Origin of the sequence: Kitasatospora sp. NPDC059408, assembly GCF_042751525.1 — a bacterium.
In the GTDB taxonomy this organism is placed as follows: domain Bacteria; phylum Actinomycetota; class Actinomycetes; order Streptomycetales; family Streptomycetaceae; genus Kitasatospora.
In genome coordinates, this window is the sequence record NZ_JBHYWI010000038.1 from 1 (window position 1) to 21,506 (window position 21,506).

At 73.2% G+C, this 21,506-nt stretch carries 18 protein-coding genes; 8 read left to right on the forward strand and 10 right to left on the reverse strand.

The window, feature by feature from the left end; translation table 11 throughout:
- Positions 1 to 66: 66 nt before the first annotated feature.
- Positions 67 to 1,584 (reverse strand): carbohydrate binding domain-containing protein, encoded by a 1,518-nt coding sequence (locus tag ACFXDE_RS24205; protein ID WP_380496861.1) that lies wholly within the window; start codon positions 1,582 to 1,584, stop codon positions 67 to 69.
- A gap of 379 nt (positions 1,585 to 1,963) precedes the next feature.
- Between ACFXDE_RS24205 and ACFXDE_RS24210 the strand changes: the two genes are divergently transcribed.
- Positions 1,964 to 2,917 carry an aldo/keto reductase gene (locus ACFXDE_RS24210; RefSeq protein ID WP_380496862.1) on the forward strand — a complete coding sequence of 318 codons (954 nt, stop codon included), beginning with the start codon at positions 1,964 to 1,966 and terminating at the stop codon, positions 2,915 to 2,917.
- Between the two features lie 12 nt (positions 2,918 to 2,929).
- On the opposite strand, the gene ACFXDE_RS24215 is transcribed toward ACFXDE_RS24210, so the two are convergent.
- From ACFXDE_RS24215 to ACFXDE_RS24230, 4 genes are all read right to left on the reverse strand, one after another.
- Positions 2,930 to 3,535, reverse strand: coding sequence for a GNAT family N-acetyltransferase (locus ACFXDE_RS24215; protein WP_380496864.1), 606 nt, complete (start codon positions 3,533 to 3,535; stop codon positions 2,930 to 2,932).
- A 104-nt stretch (positions 3,536 to 3,639) separates the two neighbouring features.
- Entirely contained in the window at positions 3,640 to 4,323 is a 684-nt protein-coding gene (locus tag ACFXDE_RS24220; RefSeq protein ID WP_380437507.1) for a nitroreductase family protein, read from the reverse strand.
- A gap of 118 nt (positions 4,324 to 4,441) precedes the next feature.
- A complete protein-coding gene (locus ACFXDE_RS24225; RefSeq protein WP_380496865.1) occupies positions 4,442 to 6,097 on the reverse strand; it encodes an ABC-F family ATP-binding cassette domain-containing protein in 1,656 nt (551 codons plus the stop codon).
- 160 nt (positions 6,098 to 6,257) lie between these two features.
- Complete coding sequence (locus ACFXDE_RS24230; protein ID WP_380496866.1) at positions 6,258 to 7,487, reverse strand: trypsin-like serine peptidase; 1,230 nt, start codon at positions 7,485 to 7,487, stop codon at positions 6,258 to 6,260.
- Positions 7,488 to 8,058: 571 nt separating this feature from the next.
- On the opposite strand from ACFXDE_RS24230, the gene ACFXDE_RS24235 reads away from it, so the two are divergent.
- From ACFXDE_RS24235 to ACFXDE_RS24245, 3 genes are all read left to right on the forward strand, one after another.
- Positions 8,059 to 9,666 carry an ABC-F family ATP-binding cassette domain-containing protein gene (locus tag ACFXDE_RS24235; protein ID WP_380496867.1) on the forward strand — a complete coding sequence of 536 codons (1,608 nt, stop codon included), beginning with the start codon at positions 8,059 to 8,061 and terminating at the stop codon, positions 9,664 to 9,666.
- A 210-nt stretch (positions 9,667 to 9,876) separates the two neighbouring features.
- Positions 9,877 to 10,089, forward strand: coding sequence for a hypothetical protein (locus ACFXDE_RS24240; protein ID WP_380437499.1), 213 nt, complete (start codon positions 9,877 to 9,879; stop codon positions 10,087 to 10,089).
- 10 nt (positions 10,090 to 10,099) lie between these two features.
- Positions 10,100 to 10,474 (forward strand): toxin Doc, encoded by a 375-nt coding sequence (locus ACFXDE_RS24245; protein ID WP_380437497.1) that lies wholly within the window; start codon positions 10,100 to 10,102, stop codon positions 10,472 to 10,474.
- A 51-nt stretch (positions 10,475 to 10,525) separates the two neighbouring features.
- Here the strand turns inward: ACFXDE_RS24245 and ACFXDE_RS24250 are convergent, their stop codons facing one another.
- The 5 genes from ACFXDE_RS24250 to ACFXDE_RS24270 form a co-directional block, all read right to left on the reverse strand.
- Entirely contained in the window at positions 10,526 to 11,179 is a 654-nt protein-coding gene (locus ACFXDE_RS24250; protein WP_380496868.1) for a Pr6Pr family membrane protein, read from the reverse strand.
- A 179-nt stretch (positions 11,180 to 11,358) separates the two neighbouring features.
- Positions 11,359 to 12,030, reverse strand: a complete 672-nt coding sequence (locus ACFXDE_RS24255) for a response regulator (RefSeq protein WP_380496869.1) — start codon at positions 12,028 to 12,030, stop codon at positions 11,359 to 11,361.
- Positions 12,031 to 12,203: 173 nt separating this feature from the next.
- Positions 12,204 to 13,475: a histidine kinase gene (locus ACFXDE_RS24260; protein WP_380496871.1), complete on the reverse strand. Its 1,272-nt coding sequence runs from the start codon at positions 13,473 to 13,475 to the stop codon at positions 12,204 to 12,206.
- A 16-nt stretch (positions 13,476 to 13,491) separates the two neighbouring features.
- A complete protein-coding gene (locus ACFXDE_RS24265) occupies positions 13,492 to 14,484 on the reverse strand; it encodes a hypothetical protein (protein WP_380496872.1) in 993 nt (330 codons plus the stop codon).
- A 164-nt stretch (positions 14,485 to 14,648) separates the two neighbouring features.
- Entirely contained in the window at positions 14,649 to 15,173 is a 525-nt protein-coding gene (locus ACFXDE_RS24270; RefSeq protein WP_380496873.1) for a GNAT family N-acetyltransferase, read from the reverse strand.
- Between the two features lie 337 nt (positions 15,174 to 15,510).
- On the opposite strand from ACFXDE_RS24270, the gene ACFXDE_RS24275 reads away from it, so the two are divergent.
- The 4 genes from ACFXDE_RS24275 to ACFXDE_RS24290 all read left to right on the forward strand — a co-directional run bounded on the left by ACFXDE_RS24275 (position 15,511) and on the right by ACFXDE_RS24290 (position 21,404).
- The gene (locus ACFXDE_RS24275; RefSeq protein WP_380496874.1) at positions 15,511 to 16,689 is read left to right on the forward strand and encodes a CaiB/BaiF CoA transferase family protein; all 1,179 of its coding nucleotides are present in this window, start codon (positions 15,511 to 15,513) and stop codon (positions 16,687 to 16,689) included.
- A 2-nt stretch (positions 16,690 to 16,691) separates the two neighbouring features.
- The gene (locus ACFXDE_RS24280) at positions 16,692 to 17,834 is read left to right on the forward strand and encodes an acyl-CoA dehydrogenase family protein (RefSeq protein WP_380437483.1); all 1,143 of its coding nucleotides are present in this window, start codon (positions 16,692 to 16,694) and stop codon (positions 17,832 to 17,834) included.
- A gap of 140 nt (positions 17,835 to 17,974) precedes the next feature.
- Positions 17,975 to 19,189, forward strand: coding sequence for an acetyl-CoA C-acetyltransferase (locus ACFXDE_RS24285; protein WP_380496876.1), 1,215 nt, complete (start codon positions 17,975 to 17,977; stop codon positions 19,187 to 19,189).
- A 37-nt stretch (positions 19,190 to 19,226) separates the two neighbouring features.
- Positions 19,227 to 21,404, forward strand: a complete 2,178-nt coding sequence (locus ACFXDE_RS24290; RefSeq protein WP_380496877.1) for a 3-hydroxyacyl-CoA dehydrogenase NAD-binding domain-containing protein — start codon at positions 19,227 to 19,229, stop codon at positions 21,402 to 21,404.
- Positions 21,405 to 21,506: the final 102 nt, after the last annotated feature.

Consider the following 21,506-nt stretch of genomic DNA (forward strand, 5'->3'; position numbering starts at 1 on the left):
CCCCCCCCCGGCCCACCGCCCCCCCCGCGCCCCCCCCGCGCCCCCCCGCCGCAGGGAATCCCCTGGTCAGCCCGCGTACTTCGCGAAGATCTTGGCGAACTCGTACGGCTGCTGCGGGATGTTGGTGCACTTGGACAGCGAACCGCCGGTGCACGCGTTGGCGTCCCGGGTGGCGTCCCAGAAGGCCAGCAGGCCGAGGTGGTTCTGCTGGGCGAAGGTCACCAACTGCTGGGCGGCCGCCTGGTTGTAGACCTGGTGGTCGTCGTTCTCGCCGATCATCGGGGTCACGCCGACCGCGGCCCACAGCTGCGCGTCGGTCTTCGCCGGGTACAGCGCCTTGAGCTGGCCGAACAGGGCCTGCGCGGCCTGGACGGCGGCGTTGCCGTAGTCGGTGCCGGAGCGGTAGTAGTCCATCGCCATGATGTTCACCAGGTCGACGCTCACGCCCGCGTCCCGGGCCGACTTGACGATGGCGACGCCGTCGGAGGTCAGGCCCTCCGGCAGGACGGGCAGGGTGAACGACACCTTGAGGCCCGGGTTGGCCTGCTGGAGCTTGGCGAGCGCGGCCGAGCGGCGGTCGTTGGAGGCGGTGTCGGCGATCGCCGCGCCCTCGATGTCGAAGTCGACGTAGCGCAGGTTGTAGGCCTTGACCACGGCGTCGTACTCGGCGAACAGCGAGTCCACGGTGCTGCAGGCGGCGGCGAGTTCGGTGCCGCTCGCGCCGCCGAAGGAGAGCTTGACGTCGCCGCCGGCCGCGCGCAGCGCGTCCACCTGGTCCTTGGCCCAGCCGGTGCGCGGGTCGTAGGCGTTGAACCAGCTGGCCTTGCAGCCGACACCGGTCACGAAGCCCATCGTGTAGCCCTTGAGGTTGCCGGCCTTGGCCATGTCGGGCATGGACGGCGTGGGCCAGGCGCCCATGTCGATGTAGGGGGCGACCGGGAGGGCGACGTTCGGCGGCGGGGTGCCCGGTCCGCCGGTCGGGGTGCCCGTCGGGGTGCCGGTGGGCGTCACGGTCGGCGTGGCGGTCGGGCTGGGCCCTCCGCCGCCGGGGCCGGTGAGGGTGACGTCGTCGGCGAGGTAGGTGCCCTGCCCGTACCAGCCGTGCAGGTAGACGGTGACGCTGGTGGTGCTCGGGCCGGTGGTGAAACCGGTCGACAGCTGCTGCCAGCCGGTGCCGCCGGGGGTCCAGGTGGCCGGGTCCGTGACGCCGTTGCCGGTGGCGCCGAGGTACACGTACTGGCCCTGCACCCAGGCGCTCAGCGAGTACGTCGTGTTGGGCTGCACGCTGACGGTCTGTCCGCACTGCGCGGTGTCGCTCGCGCTCGCCGCGCCCTTGAGCGCGTAGGTGCCGCCGTGGGCGCCGGAGTTGACGACGCTTCCGGTCCCGGCGGAACAGCTCCACGGGTTCAGCGAGCCGCTCTCGAAGCCGGCGTTGGCGAGCAGGTTGGTGTCGGCGGCGCCGGCGTTCCCGGCGAGGGCGGCGAGGCCGCCGGCCGCGAGCGCGGTGGCCGCGGCGAGGCTCAACAGCTTGGTGCGGCCCGGGGACCGGCGGTGCGCGGGGGCGTCGTGGGGCGCGGTGGGCATGGGGGTGCCTCTCGGGGACGGTGGGCCGCCCGCGCCGCACAGGTGGGGGCGCGGGCGGGCGGCCGACTGGGGGCGTGGTCCGGTGCGGGGGAGCTGTGTGTGCGGGGAGCTGCGTGGGGTGCTGAGGATCAAACTGGACTAGACCAGCTGTGCACGTCAAGCACTTCCCCGGTCCCGGGGGCCCGCCGTGAGCAGGTTTTAGGACGCGTTTAAGGAGACGGTTCCGCACGGTTCCGCACGGGCCCGGAACCGTGCCGCTTGACCTTGAGTGCACTCCAAGGTGGAGGCTGTTCCCCGTTGGCCCGCTGAGCGGGACGGCCCGCCGGGCCACGGGAACCGGGCCACCGGAACTGAGCCACCAGATCGGAGAACCGTCATCATGCGCACCGCCCCGTTCGGACTCAACGGCCCGGAGATCGGCGTCCTCGGCCTCGGCTGCATGGGGATGACCCACGCCTACGACGTGGGGAACCGGGACGACGAGAAGTCCGTCCAGGTGATCCGCCAGGCGCTGGACCTCGGCGTCACGCTGATCGACACCGCCGACATGTACGGGCCCTACACCAACGAGGAGGTGGTCGGCGCCGCCCTCGCCGGCCCGTACCGCGAGCGCGCGTTCCTCGCCACCAAGGTCGGCATCGTCCCGGGCGGCAGCGGTCAGGGGGACCGCAACGGGCGCCCCGAGCACGTGCGGCGTTCGATCGACGAGAGCCTGCGCCGCCTCGGCACCGACCACGTCGACCTCTACCAGCTGCACCGGGTCGACCCGGCCGTCCCGATCGAGGAGACCTGGGGCGCCTTCGCCGAGGTCGTCCAGGCCGGCAAGGCGCGGCGGATCGGCCTGTCCGAGGCGACCGTCGAGGAGATCAAGCGGGCTCAGTCGGTGCACCCGGTGGCCTCCGTGCAGTCCGAGCTCTCGCTCTGGACCCGGGACGCCCTGGCCGGCGTCCTGCCGTACACCGAGGAGCAGGGCATCGCGTTCCTGCCGTTCTCGCCGCTCGGCCGCGGCTTCCTGACCGGCAGCATCTCCTCCTTCGACGAGCTGCCCGCCGACGACTTCCGCCGCCGGCTGCCGCGCTTCCAGCAGGACGCGCTCAAGGCGAACCTGGCGCTGGTCGCGAAGGTCAGGGAGGTCGCCGAGCGGATCGGCGCGACGCCCGCGCAGGTCGCGCTGGCCTGGACGCTGGCGCAGGGCCGGTACGTCTTCCCGATCCCGGGCACCCGGACCCCGCGCTACCTGGTGGACAACGCCGGCGCGGCCGACGTCGTGCTCTCCGCGGCGGACCTCGCCGAGCTGGACGCGATCCCGTCGGCGACCGGCGGGCGCTACTGAGCGGCCCGGGTCCTACCGCTCCTTGACCCACACCTGCTGCCGTCCGGTCTCCGCCGGGGCCCGGACGGCGGCGTCGGCGATCCGCTCCAGCCGGTAGCCGAGCTTGCGCGGGACGGCCGCGCTGGCGCCGTTCGCCTGGTCGCAGCGGATCTCCACCCGGGCGATCCCGGGCAGCGCCAGCGCGGCCGAGGTCAGCGCCCCGGCCCCGGTGGTCGCGATGCCGCGGCCGACGTGCCGGGCGCTCACCCAGTAGCCGATCTCCAGCGCGCCGGGGCCGATCCGGCCGTGCAGGCCGAACGCGCCGATCACGCTGCCGGGTTCGGCGTCCAGTCCGACCAGGTACATGAAGTCGGTGCCGGCGTCCCAGGCCGCCGTGCCGGCCCTGGTCAGCCGGGCTGTCCTGGCCCGGCTCGGCGCCTCGGCCGCCCACTCCAGCCAGGGCCGCAGGTGGTCCAGGTTGGCGCGGACGGCCCTGGTGAGCGCGGCCGTGTGCGTGCTGAGCCGACGGTGCAGCGAGACGCCGCCGGCCAGCCGCAGCAGCTCCGGGGGCCGGCCGGCGGTGGCCTCGCCCGGCGCCGCCGGGTGGTGGTCACAGGACCGTGGCTGTGCGTCGCTCATGACGGCGATTATGTCCTTGGCCAGGACCTGTCACCAGCGGCGTCCGCCGTGGACCGGAAGCACGCGGGAGGCGGACGTCCGCGGCCCCGCGGTCGCGGGAGCGCTCAGAGCCGCACGAGCACCTCGTCGAGCTCCTTGCGCCGCAGGTCCGGCACGCGCGCCCCCTCGGCCGGGTAGCCGACCGGGATCACGTACGCGGCGCGCTCCTCCGCCGGGCGCTCGCACACCTCGTTCAGGAACTTCATCGGGCTCGGCGTGTGGGTCAGCGTGGCCAGTCCGGCCTGGTGCAGCGTGGCCAGCAGCAGCCCGACCGCGATGCCCACCGACTCCTTCGTGTAGTACGGGCGCGGCGAGCCCGGCCCCTTGTGCACCTCGAACACGACGATCACCGCCGGCGCGTCCTCCAGGAACGGCTTGTGCCAGTCGGTGCCGATCGGCGCCAGCGCCGTCAGCCACTCCTCCGAGGCCCGGTGCGCGTAGAACTCGCGCTCCTCCGCCTCGGCGGCCTCGCGCAGCCGCCGCTTGCGCTCCGGGTCGGTGATCACCACGAACCGCCACGGCTGCACGTGCGCGCCGCTGGGCGCGGTGTTGGCGGTGCGGACCGCCCACTCGACCACGCCGTCCGGGATCGGGCGGGTGGAGTAGTCGCGGACGGTGCGGCGCTGCGCCATCACGTCGTGGAACGACCTGCTGCGGGCCTCGGCCTCGTGGGCCGGCACGGTCATCGGGGTGTGCGGGACGGTCGGGTGGGCCGTCTCCGCCACTGCGCTCTCTGCACTCTCAACCATGGCGGACAGCACAGCACATGACGGTTCCGCCGGGAAGAGGTCGAGACCAATCCCGGCGGAACCGCCAAGTGCCGCGTGTCGTGCGCGCCGTGCTGCGCCCGGTCCGGACGTGCAGCTGCTACAGCTCGTGCACCCGTCCGTCCCGGACCTCCAGGCGCCGGTTCACCGTGACGGTGTCCAGCATCCGCCGGTCGTGCGTGACCAGCAGCAGCGTGCCGGTGTACGACGCGAGCGCGGACTCCAGCTGCTCGATCGCGGGCAGGTCCAGGTGGTTGGTGGGCTCGTCCAGCACGAGCAGGTTGACCCCGCGCGCCTGGAGCAGCGCCAGCGCGGCGCGCGTGCGCTCGCCGGGGGAGAGGGTGGCGGCCGGGCGCAGCACGTGCACCGCCTTGAGGCCGAACTTGGCGAGCAGCGTGCGCACGTCCTCCGGCGACAGCTCCGGCACGGCGGCGGAGAACGCCTCCACCAGCGGCTCCCCGCCCAGGCTGTGCTCGTTCTTGAAGATGTGCCCGCGCGCCTGGTCGACCTCGCCGACCACGACGCCCGAGCCCAGCACGGCGCTGCCGCCGTCGAGTTCGAGCCGGCCGAGGAGGGCGGCCAGCAGCGTGGACTTGCCCGCGCCGTTGGCGCCGGTGATCGCGATCCGGTCGGCCCAGTCGATCTGCAGGTCCACCGGGCCGAAGGAGAAGTCGCCGCGGCGGGCGACGGCCGCGCGCAGGGTGGCGACGACGGAGCCGGAGCGCGGCGCGGTGGCGATCTCCATCCGCAGCTCCCACTCCTTGCGCGGCTCCTCGACCACGTCCAGCCGCTCGATCATCCGCTGCGTCTGCCGGGCCTTGGAGGCCTGCTTCTCGGTGGATTCGGTGCGCTTCGCCTTGGCGTTCTTGTCGTTGTCGCCGCTCTTGCGGCGGGCGTTGCGGACGCCGTGCTCCATCCAGTTGCGCTGCATCTGGGCGCGCGCCTCCAGCGAGGACCTGGTGTCGGCGTACTCCTCGTACTCCTCGCGGGCGTGCCGGCGGGCCACCGCCCGCTCCTCCAGGTACGCCTCGTAGCCGCCGCCGTACAGGTTGACCTGCTGCTGGTGCAGGTCCAGCTCCAGCACCTTGGTGACCGTCCGGGCCAGGAACTCGCGGTCGTGGCTGATCAGCACGGTGCCGGCGCGCAGGCCCTTCACGAAGGCCTCCAGCCGCTCCAGGCCGTCCAGGTCGAGGTCGTTGGTGGGCTCGTCGAGCAGGAAGACGTCGTAGCGGGAGAGCAGCAGCGAGGCGAGGCCGGCCCGGGCGGCCTGGCCGCCGGACAGCGCCGTCATCGGCAGGTCGAGCGAGACCTTCAGGCCGAGCGAGTCGGCGACCTCCTCGGCGCGCTCCTCCAGGTCGGCGCCGCCGAGGTCGAGCCAGCGGTCCAGGCTGGTCGCGTACGCGTCGTCGGCGCCCGGGCGGCCCTCGACCAGGCCCTCGGTGGCCGCGTCCAGCTCGGCCTGCGCGGCCGCGACGCCGGTGCGCCGGGCCAGGAAGTCGCGCACCGACTCGCCCTCGCGCCGCTCCGGCTCCTGCGGCAGGTGGCCGACGTTGGCGCTCGCCGGGCTGAGCCGCAGCGAGCCCGCCTCCGGGGTGTCCAGCCCGGCCAGCAGCCGCAGCAGGGTCGACTTGCCGGCGCCGTTCACGCCGACCAGGCCGATCACGTCGCCGGGGGCGACGACCAGGTTCAGGCCGGAGAAGAGGGTGCGTTCGCCGTGGCCGGCGCTGAGGTCCTTGACTACGAGTGTGGCGCTCATGATGGGGCCGATTCTACGGAGCCGCGGGCCCCGGGCGGAAAACACCGGGGTCGCGGCTGTTCCCAGCCACGACCCCGGTGCTCACTCGCCTGGACGTTCATGCGTTCAGGCGCTCGGCTTGCTCCCGCGCGGTGCTGCTTCGTGGTGCTCCTGCGTGGTGCTACTTCGTCTTCTTCGAGATGTAGTCCAGCGCCTTGGCCGCGACGTCGTCCAGGTACGGCCCGGCCTCCCAGGTGTTGTCCTCGCCACCGATGGAGGTGTCCGAGACCAGCACCTGCTTGCCGTCCTTCATCGCGAACCAGCCGCCGCCGCTGTCACCGCCGGTGCCGTTGCAGCCGGAGGTCAGCATGGCCGGGCGGGACGGGTCGATGGTGCGGCGCGCCGGCTTCGGGCCGTCGCAGTGGTCCAGCTCCATGCCGTCGAACGGCTTGGCGGCCGGGTAGCCGTAGCTGCTGACCGCGGTGATCTGGTCGCGCGGGGCGTTGAACCAGACCGGCACGGAGCCGCCGACCGTCTCCTCCAGCGACTTGCCGCCGCCGTCCGGGTTGGCGACCCGGACGATGCCGAAGTCGTACTGGCTCCACGGGCCGCCGCTCTCCGGGTCGGCCTCACCGGCCCAGGTCGGCGACACGATGCCGGCGGTGGCGCCCCACTCGCCGAACGGCTCGGCCTGCGCCAGCGAGCCCTGCTTGCCGCCGCTGAGCACGCCGTTGCTGTTGAAGGCCGGGGCGAAGACGATGTTGGTGTGCGATTTGCCGCCCTTGCCCCCGTGCAGGCAGTGGCTCGCGGTCCACACCAGGTTGCTCTTGCCCGGGTTGGCCGGGTCGGAGATCACGGTGCCGGAGCAGACGTACTCCTGGGTGCCGTCCATGAAGAACAGCTTCCCGTTGACGTTCAGGTTCTTCGCGAACGGGTGCTGGACCGGCTTCATCTGGACCAGGGCCGGCTTCGGGTCGTTGCCGCCGTCGGCCGGCGGCTGGACCGGGGCCTGCGAGGTCGGCTGGGCCGGCGCCGGCGCGGCGCCGGTCGGGGCCGGGGCGGTCGGCTGGCCGGTGGGCTGGTTGCCCAGGCCCGGCTTGACCGGCTTCGCCTTAAGGATCTTCTGCAGGTCCCAGTAGCCCTTGACGGCCGGGGTGATGACGTTGGCCTGGGCCCACTTCTCCCAGTCCTCGGGCTTCCACTTCTTGATCTCGTCGACCGTCGGGAGCTTGATCGGCGCGGCGCCCGGCTTGGCCGTGTCGCCCGCCGCGGCAGCGGTGGTGGGCGCCGCGGTCTGCGCCCCGGTCGAGCTGTCGCTGTTGTCCGGGCCGCACGCCGAGGCCAGCACCATCGTCAGCGCGACGACGGAGGCGCCCAGGGCGGCACGGGTGGTCCGGGATATCGATGACATCGTGTTCTGTTCCCCCTGTGAATGAACGCCATACGGCCCGATCCGCGGGTACGGCCGCGAGGGCCGCAGGTATGGCAGGTGAGGAGTCTGCCATGCCGCATAAGGGCTTTCTCACGTCCGCCCCCGACTGCGACGAGGCTGTCACGGGATCGGCACCGGATCGGCACCTCGGCATTGCCGCCTTCGCCGGCGCCGGTCCCGCGGCTCCGACGCCGGTCCGCAGGGCGTACGGAAATTCGGTTGCGGAGCGGTGCGCGGGGTCCGTAGCGTCGTGTCCGTCAGTCACCCGAACAGGAGCAGGCCGTTGAACTACTGAGGTCCCAGGACACCGCCCCGCCGCGCAGGCCGCTTCGCCGCGCGGTGTGCGTCATGGTGTGCGACCTCGGTCACGGCCCCTGTGGTTCCCCACGGCTCGTGCGGCGTTCTTCTCAGCTGTCCTCCGCCGCGTTCTGCCGTTCTCCGCCGCTTCCCGCCGTTTTCCGCCGAGCCCTTTCGCGCCCTTCCGCACCCGCGGTGTCTCCCCGTGTTGCTCACCCCGTTTCTCCACCAGCAACCAACCGGGAGGCCGACCATGGCACAACCCACCACCGCCGTCCTCTGCACCGACCTCGACTTCGAGTGGCCCGACGGCAAGTCCGTCCTCGACGGCTTCCAGCTCGCCGTCGGCCCCGGCCGCACCGGCCTGATCGGGCTCAACGGCGCCGGCAAGTCCACACTGCTGCGGCTGATCGCCGGGGACCTCACGCCCTCCGGCGGCACCGTCCGCGTCGCGGGCGAACTCGGCTACCTGCCCCAGGGGCTGACGCTCGACACCGCCCTGCGCGTGGACGAGGCGCTCGGCGTCCGGGCCGCCCGCGAGGCCCTGCACGCCATCGAGTCCGGCGACACCGCCCAGCACCACTTCGACGCCGTCGGAGACGACTGGGACGTCGAGGAGCGCGCCCGCGCCACCCTCGACAAGCTCGGCCTCCAGCGGCTCGACCTCGACCGCACCACCGGCGAACTCTCCGGCGGCGAGGCCGTGTTGCTGCGGCTGGCCGCCCTGCTGATGCGCCGCCCCGACGTCCTCCTGCTCGACGAGCCCACCAACAACCTCGACCGTGCCGCCCGCGAGCGGCTCTACGAGACGGTGGCCGGCTGGCGCGGCGTCATGCTGATCGTCAGCCACGACCGCGAACTGCTCGAACACGTCGACCAGATCGCCGACCTGCGCGACGGCCGGATCACCTGGTACGGCGGCAACTTCACCGAGTACGAGCGCACGCTCGCCGCCCAGCAGGAGACGGCCGAGCGGCTCCTGCGCAACGCCGAGGCCGACGTCCAGCGCCAGAAGCGGGACCTCGCCGACGCCCGCATCCGGCTCGACCGCAGCGCCAGCTACGGCAAGAAGCGCTCGGTCACCCGCAACGACCCGCACATCTTCGCCGGCATGCTCAAACGCCAGGGCCAGGAGACGGCGGGCCGGCTCACCGGCATGCACACCGAGCGGCTGGAGGAGGCCAAGCAGCGGCTCACCGCCGCCGAGGAGGCGGTCCGCGACGACGCCGAGATCCGGATCGACCTCCCGCGCACCGCCGTCCCGGCCGGTCGCACCGTGCTCACCCTGCAGAAGGTCCGGCTGCCCAACGGCGCCACCGCCGACCTCGACCTGCGCGGCCCCGAGCGGATCGCGCTGGTCGGGGGCAACGGCAGCGGCAAGACCACCCTGCTGCGCACCATCGCGGGCGAACTCGCCCCGCCGGCGGGGGAGGTCACCACGCCGGTGCCGCTGCGCCACCTGCCCCAGCGGCTCGACCTGCTGGACGACGGGCTCACCGTCGCGCAGAACGTCAAGCGGTTCGCCCCCGCCGCCGGGGACAACGCGATCCGCGCCCGGCTCGCCCGCTTCCTGTTCCGCGGCGGGCGGGCCGACCAGCCGGCCGTCACGCTCTCCGGCGGCGAGCGGTTCCGGGCCACCCTGGCCGCCCTGCTGCTGGCCGACCCGCCGCCGCAGCTCCTGCTGCTCGACGAGCCGACCAACAACCTGGACCTCGCCAGCGTTCGCCAGCTCACCCAGGCGCTCGCCGCCTACCAGGGCGCGCTGATCGTGGCCAGCCACGACCTGCCGTTCTTGCGCGGCCTCGGTCTCACGCGGTGGCTGGAGCTGGACGGGGAGCTGAGGGCGGTGGCCCCGATGTAGCCGTGGCCTGCTCCCGCCCACCGATGTTGTTCCGTCCAACAGCACCCGGCAGGCCGGGCTCAGGGCCGAGTCCCTGAGCCCGGCCCGCTCGTCGGGGGTGAACACCGGCACCCGCGGGTCCGGCGGGACGCCCGGACCGTCGAAGCCGTCCTTCCGCGCCGTGGTGCGGTCCGGTGTTCAACTGCCTTGGGAGCCAGTAGCATCGGGGTCATGCCAGCGCTCAACATCGAGTACACCGAGCACGAGCTCGCCGCGATCCGGGCGGCGGCGGCCGCGGACGGGAAGAGTGTCAAGGCGTACGTGCACGACCTGAGCGTGCGGGAGCAGCAGCGGCGGGTCTTCGTCGATCACGCGGTGTCCTTCTGGAAGGAGCACCGCGCGGAGTTCGACGCGGCGTTCCCGGAGGACGCGCCCGCCGCGTGAGGGGGCGGGCGTGACGGTGTTGCACGTCGATCTGCGCTGGCTGCTGGACGTCCAGGAGCACGCCTCGCCGGAGGACCTCAGCGTGCGGGACTACTCGGCGCTCCAGGCCGCCGTTGCCCGGCACCGGGTCAACACCGCGCAGCTCGGGCACGAGGCCGACGCCGCGTGGTGCGCCGCGACGCTGATGCACACGATCGTCCTGCTGCGGCCGCTCCCGGTGCGCAACAACCTGTACGCATGCATGACCACGGCCGCGTACATGCATGCCGCCGGCGAGGGCGTCGACCCTCCGTACGGGGCGCTGGTGGAGCTGGCCCGGGACGTCGCCGAGGGCAGGGCGGACGTCTACACGGCGGCCGACCGGATCCGCTCCTGGCGGATCTGAGCACGCGTGGGCGGATCCCACGGGTGATCGACCGGCCGCAGGGGTTCGGTGCTACGCCTCGGTGGCGGCGGGCCGCAGCTTGCCCGCGACCAGTGTGCCCAGCCGGTCCAGGCCGACCACGGCCGCGCCGAGCACGACGAATTCGACCGTCAGCATGCCGATCTGACCCCACACGTAGCCGTAGCCCTTGGCGGTCGGGTCGAAGAAGAAGTACGGGTACTTCAGCGGGAAGTCGGCGAACAGCGCGTTGCGGGTGAGCACGATCGCCGCGTACCCGAGCGGGAAGGCCAGCCAGAGCGGGATGTCCCGCCAGGCGGAGGCGTTGCGGGGCTTGAGCAGCAGCCAGTCGGCGACCACCATCAACGGCGTCACGTAGTGCAGGAAGAACGACGACCAGTGCGCCAGCTTGTCCGGCCCGTCGACGAGCCCCGGCAGCGGGTTGGCGCCGTGCTGGAGCAGGATGTGCGAGACCAGCCCGGTGATGACGATGTACAGCGTGGCGGCGCCGCGCAGTCTGGGCGCGGGCGCGTCCACGGTGCCGCGCTTGAGCATCCAGTAGGCCGCGCCGATGAAGTAGCCGAGCACGATGACGTTGCTCTGCACGGTGAAGTACACGAGCGACGCGTTGCCGAGCGTCAGACCGAGGAATGCCGACAGCGCGATGCCCATGCGCCACCACAGCGCCGGGCGGGTCCGGACTGACATGCGGCCACCAGTTCGTTTCAGGCGATACGGGAGGTATCGGACGGGCAGGGGATCGAAGCACTCTACTCGCAGGTAGTGGCCGGACGAAAGAATCGTTCCTGCGTGGAGGGCGCTGAGCGGCTCAGCCGGGGAGCACGAATCCCGAGCGGTTCAGCCCGGGAGCGCGAACCCCGAGCGGCTCAGCCGGGGAGCACGAATCCCGACTCGTACGCCGCGATCACCGCCTGGGTGCGGTCCCGGGCGCCGAGCTTCGCGAGCACGCTGCCGACGTGGGTCTTCACCGTCTCCTGGCTGACGACCAGCTCCCGCGCGATCTCCCCGTTGTTCAGCCCGGTGGCCATCAGCCGCAGCACCTGGGCCTCGCGCTCGGTCAGCCGCCCGATCGGCCCCCGGTCCGGGGCGGCGGCGCCGCGGGCGGCCGCGGGCGCGTGCCGCAGGGCGAGCTCCCGGACGGCCGCCGGGAACAGCAGCGAGTCCCCGCGGGCGACCAGCCGTACCGCCTGCACCATCTCCTCGGCCCGCGCCCGCTTCAGCAGGAACCCGGCGGCACCGGCCCGCAGCGCTTCGTACACGTGGTCGTCGTGCTCGAAGGTGGTCACGACGAGGATCCGCGGCGGCTCGGCCATCCCGCCGACCAGCTGCTTCGTCGCCCGGATCCCGTCGATGCCGGGCATCCGGACGTCCATGAGCACGACGTCCGGCCGCAGTTCGCGCACCAGTGGCACGACCTCGGCGCCGTCCGCCGCCTCGCCGACGACGTCGAGGTCCGGCTCGGCGTCGATCACCACCCGCAGGCCCATCCGGACCAGCCGTTCGTCGTCCGCGATCACCACGCGGATGTTCCCCGTCATCTCGTCTTCCCCGTCGGTTGGTTGGCGTTCGGTCGGCGTTGGTTCGCGTTCGGTTGGCGTCTGGGCGGCGCTCGGTCGGCGTCGGTCGGTGTCGGTTCGCATCGGTCGCGTCCGGTGGGAGTGTGGTCGATGTCCGGTGTCCGGTGGCTGATCGGCCGGCGTTCCATCCGTTCCTATCGACCGGCGGGCAGCCAGACGGCCAGCCGCCACGCCGTGCCGTCCCCGGTCGGCCCCGCCTCGCTGCCGCCGCGCAGCGCCGCTGCCCGTTCCCCGATGCCGCGCAGCCCGCGCCCGCCGCCGGGGCGGCTGGGGCGCGCGGAGCCCAGGGGGTTGGTCAGTTCGATGTCCACCCGGCCGTCCGCCAGGGCCACCCGCAGCGCGGCCGGCGCGGGCCCGGCGTGCCGCAGCACGTTGGTCAGGCCCTCCTGGACGATCCGGTACGCCTCGCGGGAGACCGCCGGCGCTAGCCGGTCCAGGCCGGGGGAGAGCTCGGCGTCGACCCGCACGCCGGTGCGGGCGAGCTGGCGCAGCAGGTCGTCCAGCCCGGTCAGGGTGGGGCCGGCGGGTCCGTCTCCGGTCTCCTCCTCGCGCAACAGCCCGAGCACGGTGTCGAGTTCGGCGACGGCGGCCCGCGCGGTCTCCTCGATCGCGGCCAGCGCCTCGGCGGCGAAGTCCGGGTCGCTGCGCAGCACCCTGGCCGCCGCCGAGGCCTGGATGCCGACGGCGCTCAGCGCGTGCCCGACCGAGTCGTGCAGTTCCCGGGCCAGCCGGTTGCGCTGGGCGAGCACGGCGGCCCGGCGTTCGGCCACGGCCAGCCGTTCCTCGGGGGTCGGGCCGAGCAGGACGGGCGCCCAGCGGGCGAGCAGCGCGCCGCACGCCGCGTTGGTGCCGGCGATCAGGGCCAGGACGGCCAGGCCGAGGGCGACGCCGGTGAGCATCCAGCCCGGGAAGCCCCGCTCCCAGTAGTGGGTGAGGTCGTTGGCTCCCGGGAAGTCGAAGATGAGCACGACCGCGAACGGCGCCCCGGCCAGCGTCATGCCGGCGACCACCCCGCCGAGGAACAGGTGCAGCACGTACCAGCCGGCCGCGCGGCGCCGGGCCGCCCACGACCGGGCCGGGCCGGTGGCCAGCGCCTCGGGCCGGTCGGGCGTGCACAGGGCCCGCGCCGCCGCGCTCTCCAGCGTGCGGACGGTCGGCAGCAGGGCGGTGACGGCGGCCATCGGCAGCGAGGTGCCCACCGAGAGGAGCTGGAGCAGGAGTTGGCGCAGGTGGGACTGGTTGTTGTTGAGCGCCCCGAGCAGTACCTGCGACAGCAGCCAGTACGGCATCAGCAGGGCGCCGCCGAGTACCAGGTGCACCCAGCGCAGCCGTGCTCGTCGTCCGAACAGCGTCTCCGCCGTCCGCCGGATCCGCCCCTGCCGCTGCGCCCGCGCGCCCGTCTTCACCTGCCCGCCCCCGTGGTCACGCGCGCGACTCTACGGCAGGCGACGGCCTCGCGGCGGCGGCCGCCGCCCGTTCGGTCAGCGCCATCGCGCCCGCCGCCAGGACCAGCAGGCCGGCCACGACCTGCCCGGCCTCCACCAGGACCATCAGCCCGGGCACCGCGTGAGGCAGGTCCGGGACGGTCGTCGTGCTTCCGAACGCCACCAACTGCCAGGCGCCCCAGGCGAAGACCGACCCGGCCGCGGTCCACGCCACCGCGAACGGCGTCCGCAGCCGCCGCCCCGGCCCGATCCGGAACACCAGCACCAGCAGGGCACCGGCGGCGGCCACCGCCATCAGCGCCGTCACCGCGTCCATCGTCGCGATCGACCTGCTGCGCTCCTCGGCCCACTGCAGCGGCAGCCCGACCGTCCCGCCCGCCGCCCAGTACGCCCGGACCACCGCGACGCCCAGCCCGAGCAGCGCGGCCACGCCCGCGAAGACGCGCTGCACGACGAGCGTGGGGGAGTCCGGCAGGTCGCCGATCCGGTCGTGCAGCAGGCCCGCCCAGCGCCGGCGGGCGTACAGGACGAAGGCGAGGATCAGTGCCACGCCCTGCACCGAGAACCCGCCGTACACCAGCCCGAACACCCAGCCCGCGAGGCCGTCGTCGGCCTGCTGCGCCGCGTTCTGGTGCTCCGGGCCGAGCACCAGCCCGGCGATCAGTGTCACCGGCACGGCCACCAGGATCGTTCCGAGCAGCCCGGTCGCCACCCACATCGGGAAGGCCACCAGTCCGGCCCGCACCCGTCGGCCCCACGGCCGGACGAAGGTGAGCGCGAGTGCCAGGGCGATCGCGTCCATCCCGAAGGTGATGAGGTTGAGCAGCCAGAGCTTGTCCATGGAGCCCGGGTCGCGCACGCCGACCTCGGACCCGCTCAGCCAGAACGACTTGAGCGTCAGGTAGGGCACCGTCGAGGCCATCGCGACTCCGGCCGCGACGCCCCGCACCACATCCTCTTTGTTCCTCATGCCCCTACGGTCGCGCCGGGGGCGGGGGCGGCACGTCGGTCCTGGAAACGATCCCCCTCCCCCTGGCGGGGGATCCGGCAACGGGGTCCTGCGCCAGGGGGAGGGGGAGGGGGGAGAGGGAGGGTGAGGGGAGGTGAAGGGGCGGGGTGGGGCGGGGTGGGGTCTCAGGGCATCCGGTGGATCAGGCGCTCCTCGTGGTCGACCCTGCCGTCCGGGTCCGGGACCAGCCCGAGCCGCTCGGCCAGCCGCCGCGACGGCAGGTTGTCGGCACGGATCAGCGCGGTCACCGGCAGGCCGGGGAACCGGGGCAGGGCCTCCGCGAGCGCGGCCCGGGCCGCCTCGGCCGCGTACCCGAGCCCCCAGGCGGCGGGCCGGAACCGGTAGTAGAGGTTGAACACCGGCTCGGCGTCCAGCGTGTGGAAGCACACCCCCGCGAACCCGATCACCACCCCCGGCTCCTCGCGCGTCGCCACCGTGCAGTACCCGACCCCGTCCCGCGTCCACTGCGCCACGAAGCCGTCCAGCATCGCCCGGCTCTCCGAGCGCTCCCGGTGCGGCCCGTGCGGGTTGTACCGGTTGGTCTCCGGATCCCCGTGAACGGCGAACACCGCCTCCACGTCGTCGTCCTGCGGCCGCGTCAGCAGCAGCCGTCCGGTCTCGGTGACGATCGTGCGTCCGGCAACGGTCATGACGGTTCCCCCGTGTCATCCGTAATAGATCCAGTGCACCCTAGACCATTACCCCCGTCGTCCGCCTCACGGAATCGGCTCACATCCGACCGCCTCGCCCCCGGCCGGGTGGTGAAGTCCGGGTTCCCCCTGCGTGGCTCACATTTCCCGGTGCGGAGGAGGTGCCCCTCGCAGCGCGAAGACGTTATTGGGTAGCGCCGTCAGCGGGCGGAGGGACTCTCCGTGGTCGTCGCGGCGCGGAGGGTTGGGGTGTCGAGGTCTTGTTACCGGCGGGTCGCTTCTCTATCATCGCGAGTGTTACAGCTTTACTGTCAAACCCCGAAGGGTTCTGCAGCCAGTGCGTGACACCAGTGGTTCCCAGGCCTCGGGTGGCGGTCCGTTGGCGGGTGTGCGGGTGGTCGAGCTCGCGGGGATCGGCCCCGGGCCGTTCGCCGGTATGTTGCTCGCGGACCTCGGCGCCGACGTGGTGCGGGTGGACCGGCCCGACCCCTCGCCGCTCGGCATCGACCCGGCGCGGGACGTCACCAACCGCAACAAGCGCTCGGTGCTGATCGACCTCAAGTCCCCGGACGGGCCTGCCCGGGTGCTCGACCTCGTCGAGCGGGCCGACCTGCTCATCGAGGGCTACCGGCCCGGGGTCGCCGAGCGGCTCGGCGTCGGCCCGGACGCCTGCCTCGCGCGCAACCCCGCGCTGGTGTACGGCCGGATGACCGGCTGGGGGCAGGAGGGGCCGCGCTCCGCGCGGGCCGGACACGACATCGGCTACGCGGCGGTCGCCGGCGTGCTCGGGCTGGTCGCCGCCCCCGGCGGGGCCGAGGAGGCGCCCGGGATCCCCGCGAACCTGCTCGGCGACTACGCGGGCGGCTCGCTCTACCTCGTCGTCGGCCTGCTCGCCGCCCTGCACCACGCCCGCGCCACCGGCACCGGCCAGGTCGTCGACGCGGCGATCGTGGACGGCGCCGCGCACCTCGGCAGCATGCTGTGGGGCCTGCTCGCGGCCGGCCACTGGCAGGACCGCCGGGGCGTGAACCTGCTCGACGGCGGCGCCCCCTTCTACGCGGTCTACCGGGCGGCGGACGGCGGTCACCTCGCCGTCGGCGCGCTGGAGCCGCGCTTCTACGCCGAGTTCGCCCGCCTGCTCGGCCTCGGCCCGGACGCGCCCGGCCAGCACGACCTCGCCCGCTGGCCCGAACTGCGCACCCTGATCGCCGAACGCTTCGCCACCCGCACCCGCGCCGAGTGGGAGGCCGTCTTCGCCGGCTCCGACGCCTGCGTGGAACCCGTCCTGACGCTGCGCCAGGCCGTCGCCGACGCCCACCTGACGGCGCGCGGCACCTACGTCGAGGCGGACGGCGTCACCCAGCCCGCCCCCGCCCCGCGGTTCTCCGCCACCCCGGGCTCGCTGCGCCGCCCGCCGGCCAGGCCCGGCGCGCACACCGCCGAGGTGGCCCGCGACTGGGACGTGCCCCTCCTGAGCCCCGACCCGGACAACTCCGCAGCAGACCAAGGAGCGTAGCGTTGCAGCGCGACATCTTCACCGAGCAGCACGACGACTTCCGGGACACCGTCCGGTCGTTCCTCGCCAAGGAAGTCCTGCCGCACTACGACCGCTGGGAGAAGGCCGGCATCGTCGACCGCTCCGCCTGGCTCGCCGCCGGGCGGCAGGGGCTGCTCGGCATCGCCGCCCCGGAGGAGTTCGGCGGCGGTGGGGCCCCGGACTTCCGCTACGCCGCGGTGCTGGCCGAGGAGTTCGCGCGCGCGGGCGTCCCCGGGCTGGCGATCGGGCTGCACAACGACATCATCGGCCCCTACCTCACCTCGCTCGCCACCGAGGAGCAGAAGCGCCGCTGGCTGCCCGGCTTCTGCAGCGGCGAGATCATCACCGCGATCGCGATGACCGAGCCCGGCACCGGCTCCGACCTCCAGGGCATCCGCACCCAGGCGGTCGACCAGGGCGACCACTACCTGCTCAACGGCGCCAAGACCTTCATCTCCAACGGCATCCTCGCCGACCTCGTGATCGTCGTGGCCCGCACCACCCCCGAGGGCGGCGCGCACGGCCTGAGCCTGCTCGTCGTCGAGCGCGGCACGCCCGGCTTCGAGCGCGGCCGCAACCTCGACAAGATCGGCCAGAAGTCCCAGGACACCGCCGAGCTGTTCTTCGAGGACGTCCGGGTGCCGAAGGAGAACCTGCTCGGCGAGCTCAACGGCGGGTTCGTCCACCTGATGCAGAACCTCGCCCAGGAGCGCCTCGCGATCGCCGTCGCCGCGATCGCCGGGGCCGAGTACCTGGTCGAGATCACCACCGACTACGTCAAGCAGCGCGAGGCCTTCGGCCGTCCGCTCGCCAAGCTCCAGCACGTGCGCTTCGAGATCGCCGAGCTCGCCACCGAGTGCGCCGTCACCCGGGCGTTCGTCGACCGCTGCATCACCGAGCACAACCGCTACGCCCTCACCCCGGCGGACGCCTCGATGGCCAAGTGGTGGGCCACCGAACTGCAGAAGCGCACCGCCGACCGGTGCCTCCAACTGCACGGCGGGTACGGGTACATGAGCGAGTTCCCGGTCGCCCGGGCGTTCACCGACGGGCGCATCCAGACCATCTACGGCGGCACCACCGAGATCATGAAGGAGATCGTCGGCCGCTCCATCCTCGGCTGACGCTCTTCCGTCCGGCCTCCGGCCTCCGGCCCTCCCGGATCTCCCGGTTCTCCTCGTCCTCCGGCCCCTAAGCCCTGCAGCCCCGAAGTCCCGAAGTCCCGAAGTCCCGAAGTCCCGAAGCCCCGAAAGGCGTTCCCACCGTGACCACCGAAGCGTACGTCTACGACGCGATCCGCACCCCGCGCGGCCGGGGCAAGGCCACCGGCTCGCTGCACGGCACCAAGCCGATCGACCTGGTCGTCGGCCTGATCCACGAGCTGCGCGGCCGCTTCCCCGACCTGGACCCGGCCGCGATCGACGACATCGTGCTCGGCGTCGTCAGCCCGATCGGCGACCAGGGATCCGACATCGCCCGGATCGCCGCCATCGCGGCCGGCCTGCCCGACACCGTCGCCGGCGTGCAGGAGAACCGCTTCTGCGCCTCCGGCCTGGAGGCCGTCAACCTGGCCGCCGCCAAGGTCCGTTCCGGCTGGGAGGACCTGATCCTGGCCGGCGGCGTGGAGTCCATGTCCCGGGTGAAGATGGCCTCCGACGGCGGCGCCTGGTTCGCCGACCCGATGACGGCCTACGAGACCAACTTCGCCCCGCAGGGCATCGGCGCCGACCTGATCGCCACCATCGAGGGCCTCTCGCGCACCGACGTGGACGCCTTCGCCGCCGAGTCCCAGGCCCGCGCCGCCAAGGCCCAGGCGGACGGCCTCTTCGACCGCTCGGTCGTCCCGGTGCGCGACCGCAACGGCCTGGTGGTCCTGGACCGCGACGAGTTCATCCGCCCCGGCACCACGGTCGAGACCCTGGCCGGCCTCAAGCCCTCCTTCGCCCAGATCGGCGACGCCGGCGGCTTCGACGCCGTCGCGCTGCAGAAGTACCACTGGGTCGAGGCCATCGACCACGTCCACCACGCCGGCAACTCCTCCGGCATCGTGGACGGCGCCGCGCTGGTCGCCATCGGCAACCGCGAGGTCGGCGAGCGGTACGGGCTGCGCCCCCGCGCCCGGATCGTCTCCGCCGCCGTCTCCGGCTCCGAGCCGACCATCATGCTCACCGGCCCCGCCCCGGCCACCCGCAAGGCCCTCGCCAAGGCCGGGCTCACCGCCGCCGACATCGACCTGGTCGAGATCAACGAGGCCTTCGCCGCCGTCGCACTGCGCTTCATCCGCGAACTCGGCTTCCGCCACGACCAGGTGAACGTCAACGGTGGCGCGATCGCGCTCGGCCACCCGCTCGGCGCCACCGGCGCGATGCTGATCGGCACCGTGATCGACGAACTGGAGCGGCGCGACCTGCGCTACGGCCTCGTCACCCTGTGCGTGGGCGGCGGCATGGGCATCGCCACCGTCGTCGAGCGCATCTGACCTCCCCGTTCCTCGGATCCCCGGAGACCCTGACCTCATGAGCGACACCACCACCATCCGCTGGGAGCAGGACCAGGACGGCGTGGTCACCCTCGTCCTCGACGACCCCACCCAGTCCGTCAACACCATGAACGACGCCTTCACCGCCGACTTCGACACCGTCGTCGAGCGGCTGGCCGGCCTCGCCGCCTCGGACGAGCTGCGCGGCGTCGTCGTCACCTCGGGCAAGAAGACCTTCTTCGCCGGGGGAGACCTCCGGATGCTCTCCGCCGCCCGCCCCGAGGACGCCGCCGCCGTCTTCGAGAAGTCGATGCGGCTCAAGCGCGCGCTGCGCACCCTGGAGACCCTCGGCAAGCCGGTCGTCGCGGCCGTCAACGGCAGCGCCCTCGGCGGTGGGCTGGAGATCGCGCTCGCCTGCCACCACCGGATCGCCCTGGACACCCCCGCCAGCCGGATCGGCCTGCCCGAGGTGACCCTCGGCCTGCTGCCGGGCGGCGGCGGGGTGGTCCGCACGGTGCGGCTGTTCGGCATCGCCGACGCCCTGCTCAAGGTACTGCTCCAGGGCCGCCAGTACCGCCCGGCGCAGGCGCTGGAGCAGGGCATCGTCCACGAACTCGCCGCCACCCCGGAGGAGCTGACGGCGAAGGCGCGGGCCTGGATCGCGGCCAACCCGACCGCCGTCCAGCCCTGGGACGTCAAGGGCTACAAGATCCCCGGCGGCACCCCGTCGACCCCGGCGCTCGCCGCCAACCTGCCCGCCTTCCCGGCCAACCTGCGCAAGCAGCTGGCCGGCGCGCCCTACCCGGCCCCGCGCAACATCCTCGCCGCCGCCGTCGAGAGCTCCCAGGTGGACATCGACACGGCCATGGTGATCGAGGCCCGCTACTTCACCGAGCTGGCCTGCGGGCAGACCAGCAAGAACATGATCCAGGCCCTGTTCTTCGACATGCAGGCCGTCAACTCGGGCGCCGGCCGCCCGAAGGACGTCGAGAAGCGGACGGTCCGCAAGGTCGCCGTGCTCGGCGCGGGCATGATGGGCGCGGGCATCGCCTACGCGTGCGCCAAGGCCGGCATCGAGGTCGTGCTCAAGGACGTCAGCGTCGAGGCCGCCGAGCGCGGCAAGGCCTACAGCGCGGGCCTGTTGGACAAGGCCGTCGCCCGGGGCCGCTCCACCGAGGCCAAGCGCGACGAGCTGCTCGCCCGGATCACCCCCACCGGCGACCCGGCCGACCTGGCCGGCTGCGACGCGGTGATCGAGGCCGTCTTCGAGAACACCGAGCTCAAGCACAAGGTGTTCCAGGAGATCGAGGGCGTCGTCGCCCCCGACGCGCTGCTCTGCTCCAACACCTCCACCCTGCCCATCGGCGTGCTCGCCGAAGGCGTGCAGCGCGTGGGCGACTTCATCGGCCTGCACTTCTTCTCGCCGGTCGACAAGATGCGGCTGGTAGAGATCATCCGCGGTCCGCAGACCGGCGACGAGGCCCTCGCCCGTGCCTTCGACCTCGTCCGGCAGATCGACAAGACCCCGATCGTCGTCAACGACTCGCGCGGCTTCTTCACCTCCCGGGTGATCGGCCAGTTCCTCAACGAGGGCGTCGCCATGGTCGGGGAGGGCATCGAGCCCGCCAGCATCGAGCAGGCCGCGGCCCAGGCCGGCTACCCCGCCAAGGTGCTCTCGCTGATGGACGAGCTCACCCTCACCCTGCCCCGCAAGATCCGCGACGAGTACCGCCGCGCCACCGAGGCGGTCGGCGGCACCTGGACGCCGCACCCGGCCGACGCGGTCGTCGACCGCATGGTCGACGAGTTCGGCCGCCCCGGCCGCAGCGGCGGCGCCGGCTTCTACGAGTACGGCGAGGACGGCCGGCGCGGGCGGCTCTGGCCGGGGCTGCGCGAGCACTTCACCCGCGCCGACGCCGAGGTGCCCTTCGAGGACCTCAAGGAGCGCATGCTGTTCAGTGAGGCGCTCGACTCGGTGCGCTGCCTGGAGGAGGGCGTCCTGACCTCCGTCGCCGACGCGAATGTCGGCTCGATCCTCGGCATCGGCTTCCCGGCCTGGACCGGCGGCGTGTTCCAGTACATCAACGGCTACGAGGGCGGCCCGGCCGGCTTCGCGGCCCGGGCCCGCGAGCTCGCCGCCGCCTACGGCGAGCGGTTCGCGCCGCCTGCACTGCTGGAGCGGATGGCGGCGGAGGGGCGGACGTTCTCCGACTGAGGACTCCGACTGGGGACTCCGACTGGGGACTCTGCCAGGGGTCTCCGGCTGGGGACGCTGCCGGGGATCTCCGCCTGAGGTGCGCTGCCTGAGGCGGAGGTC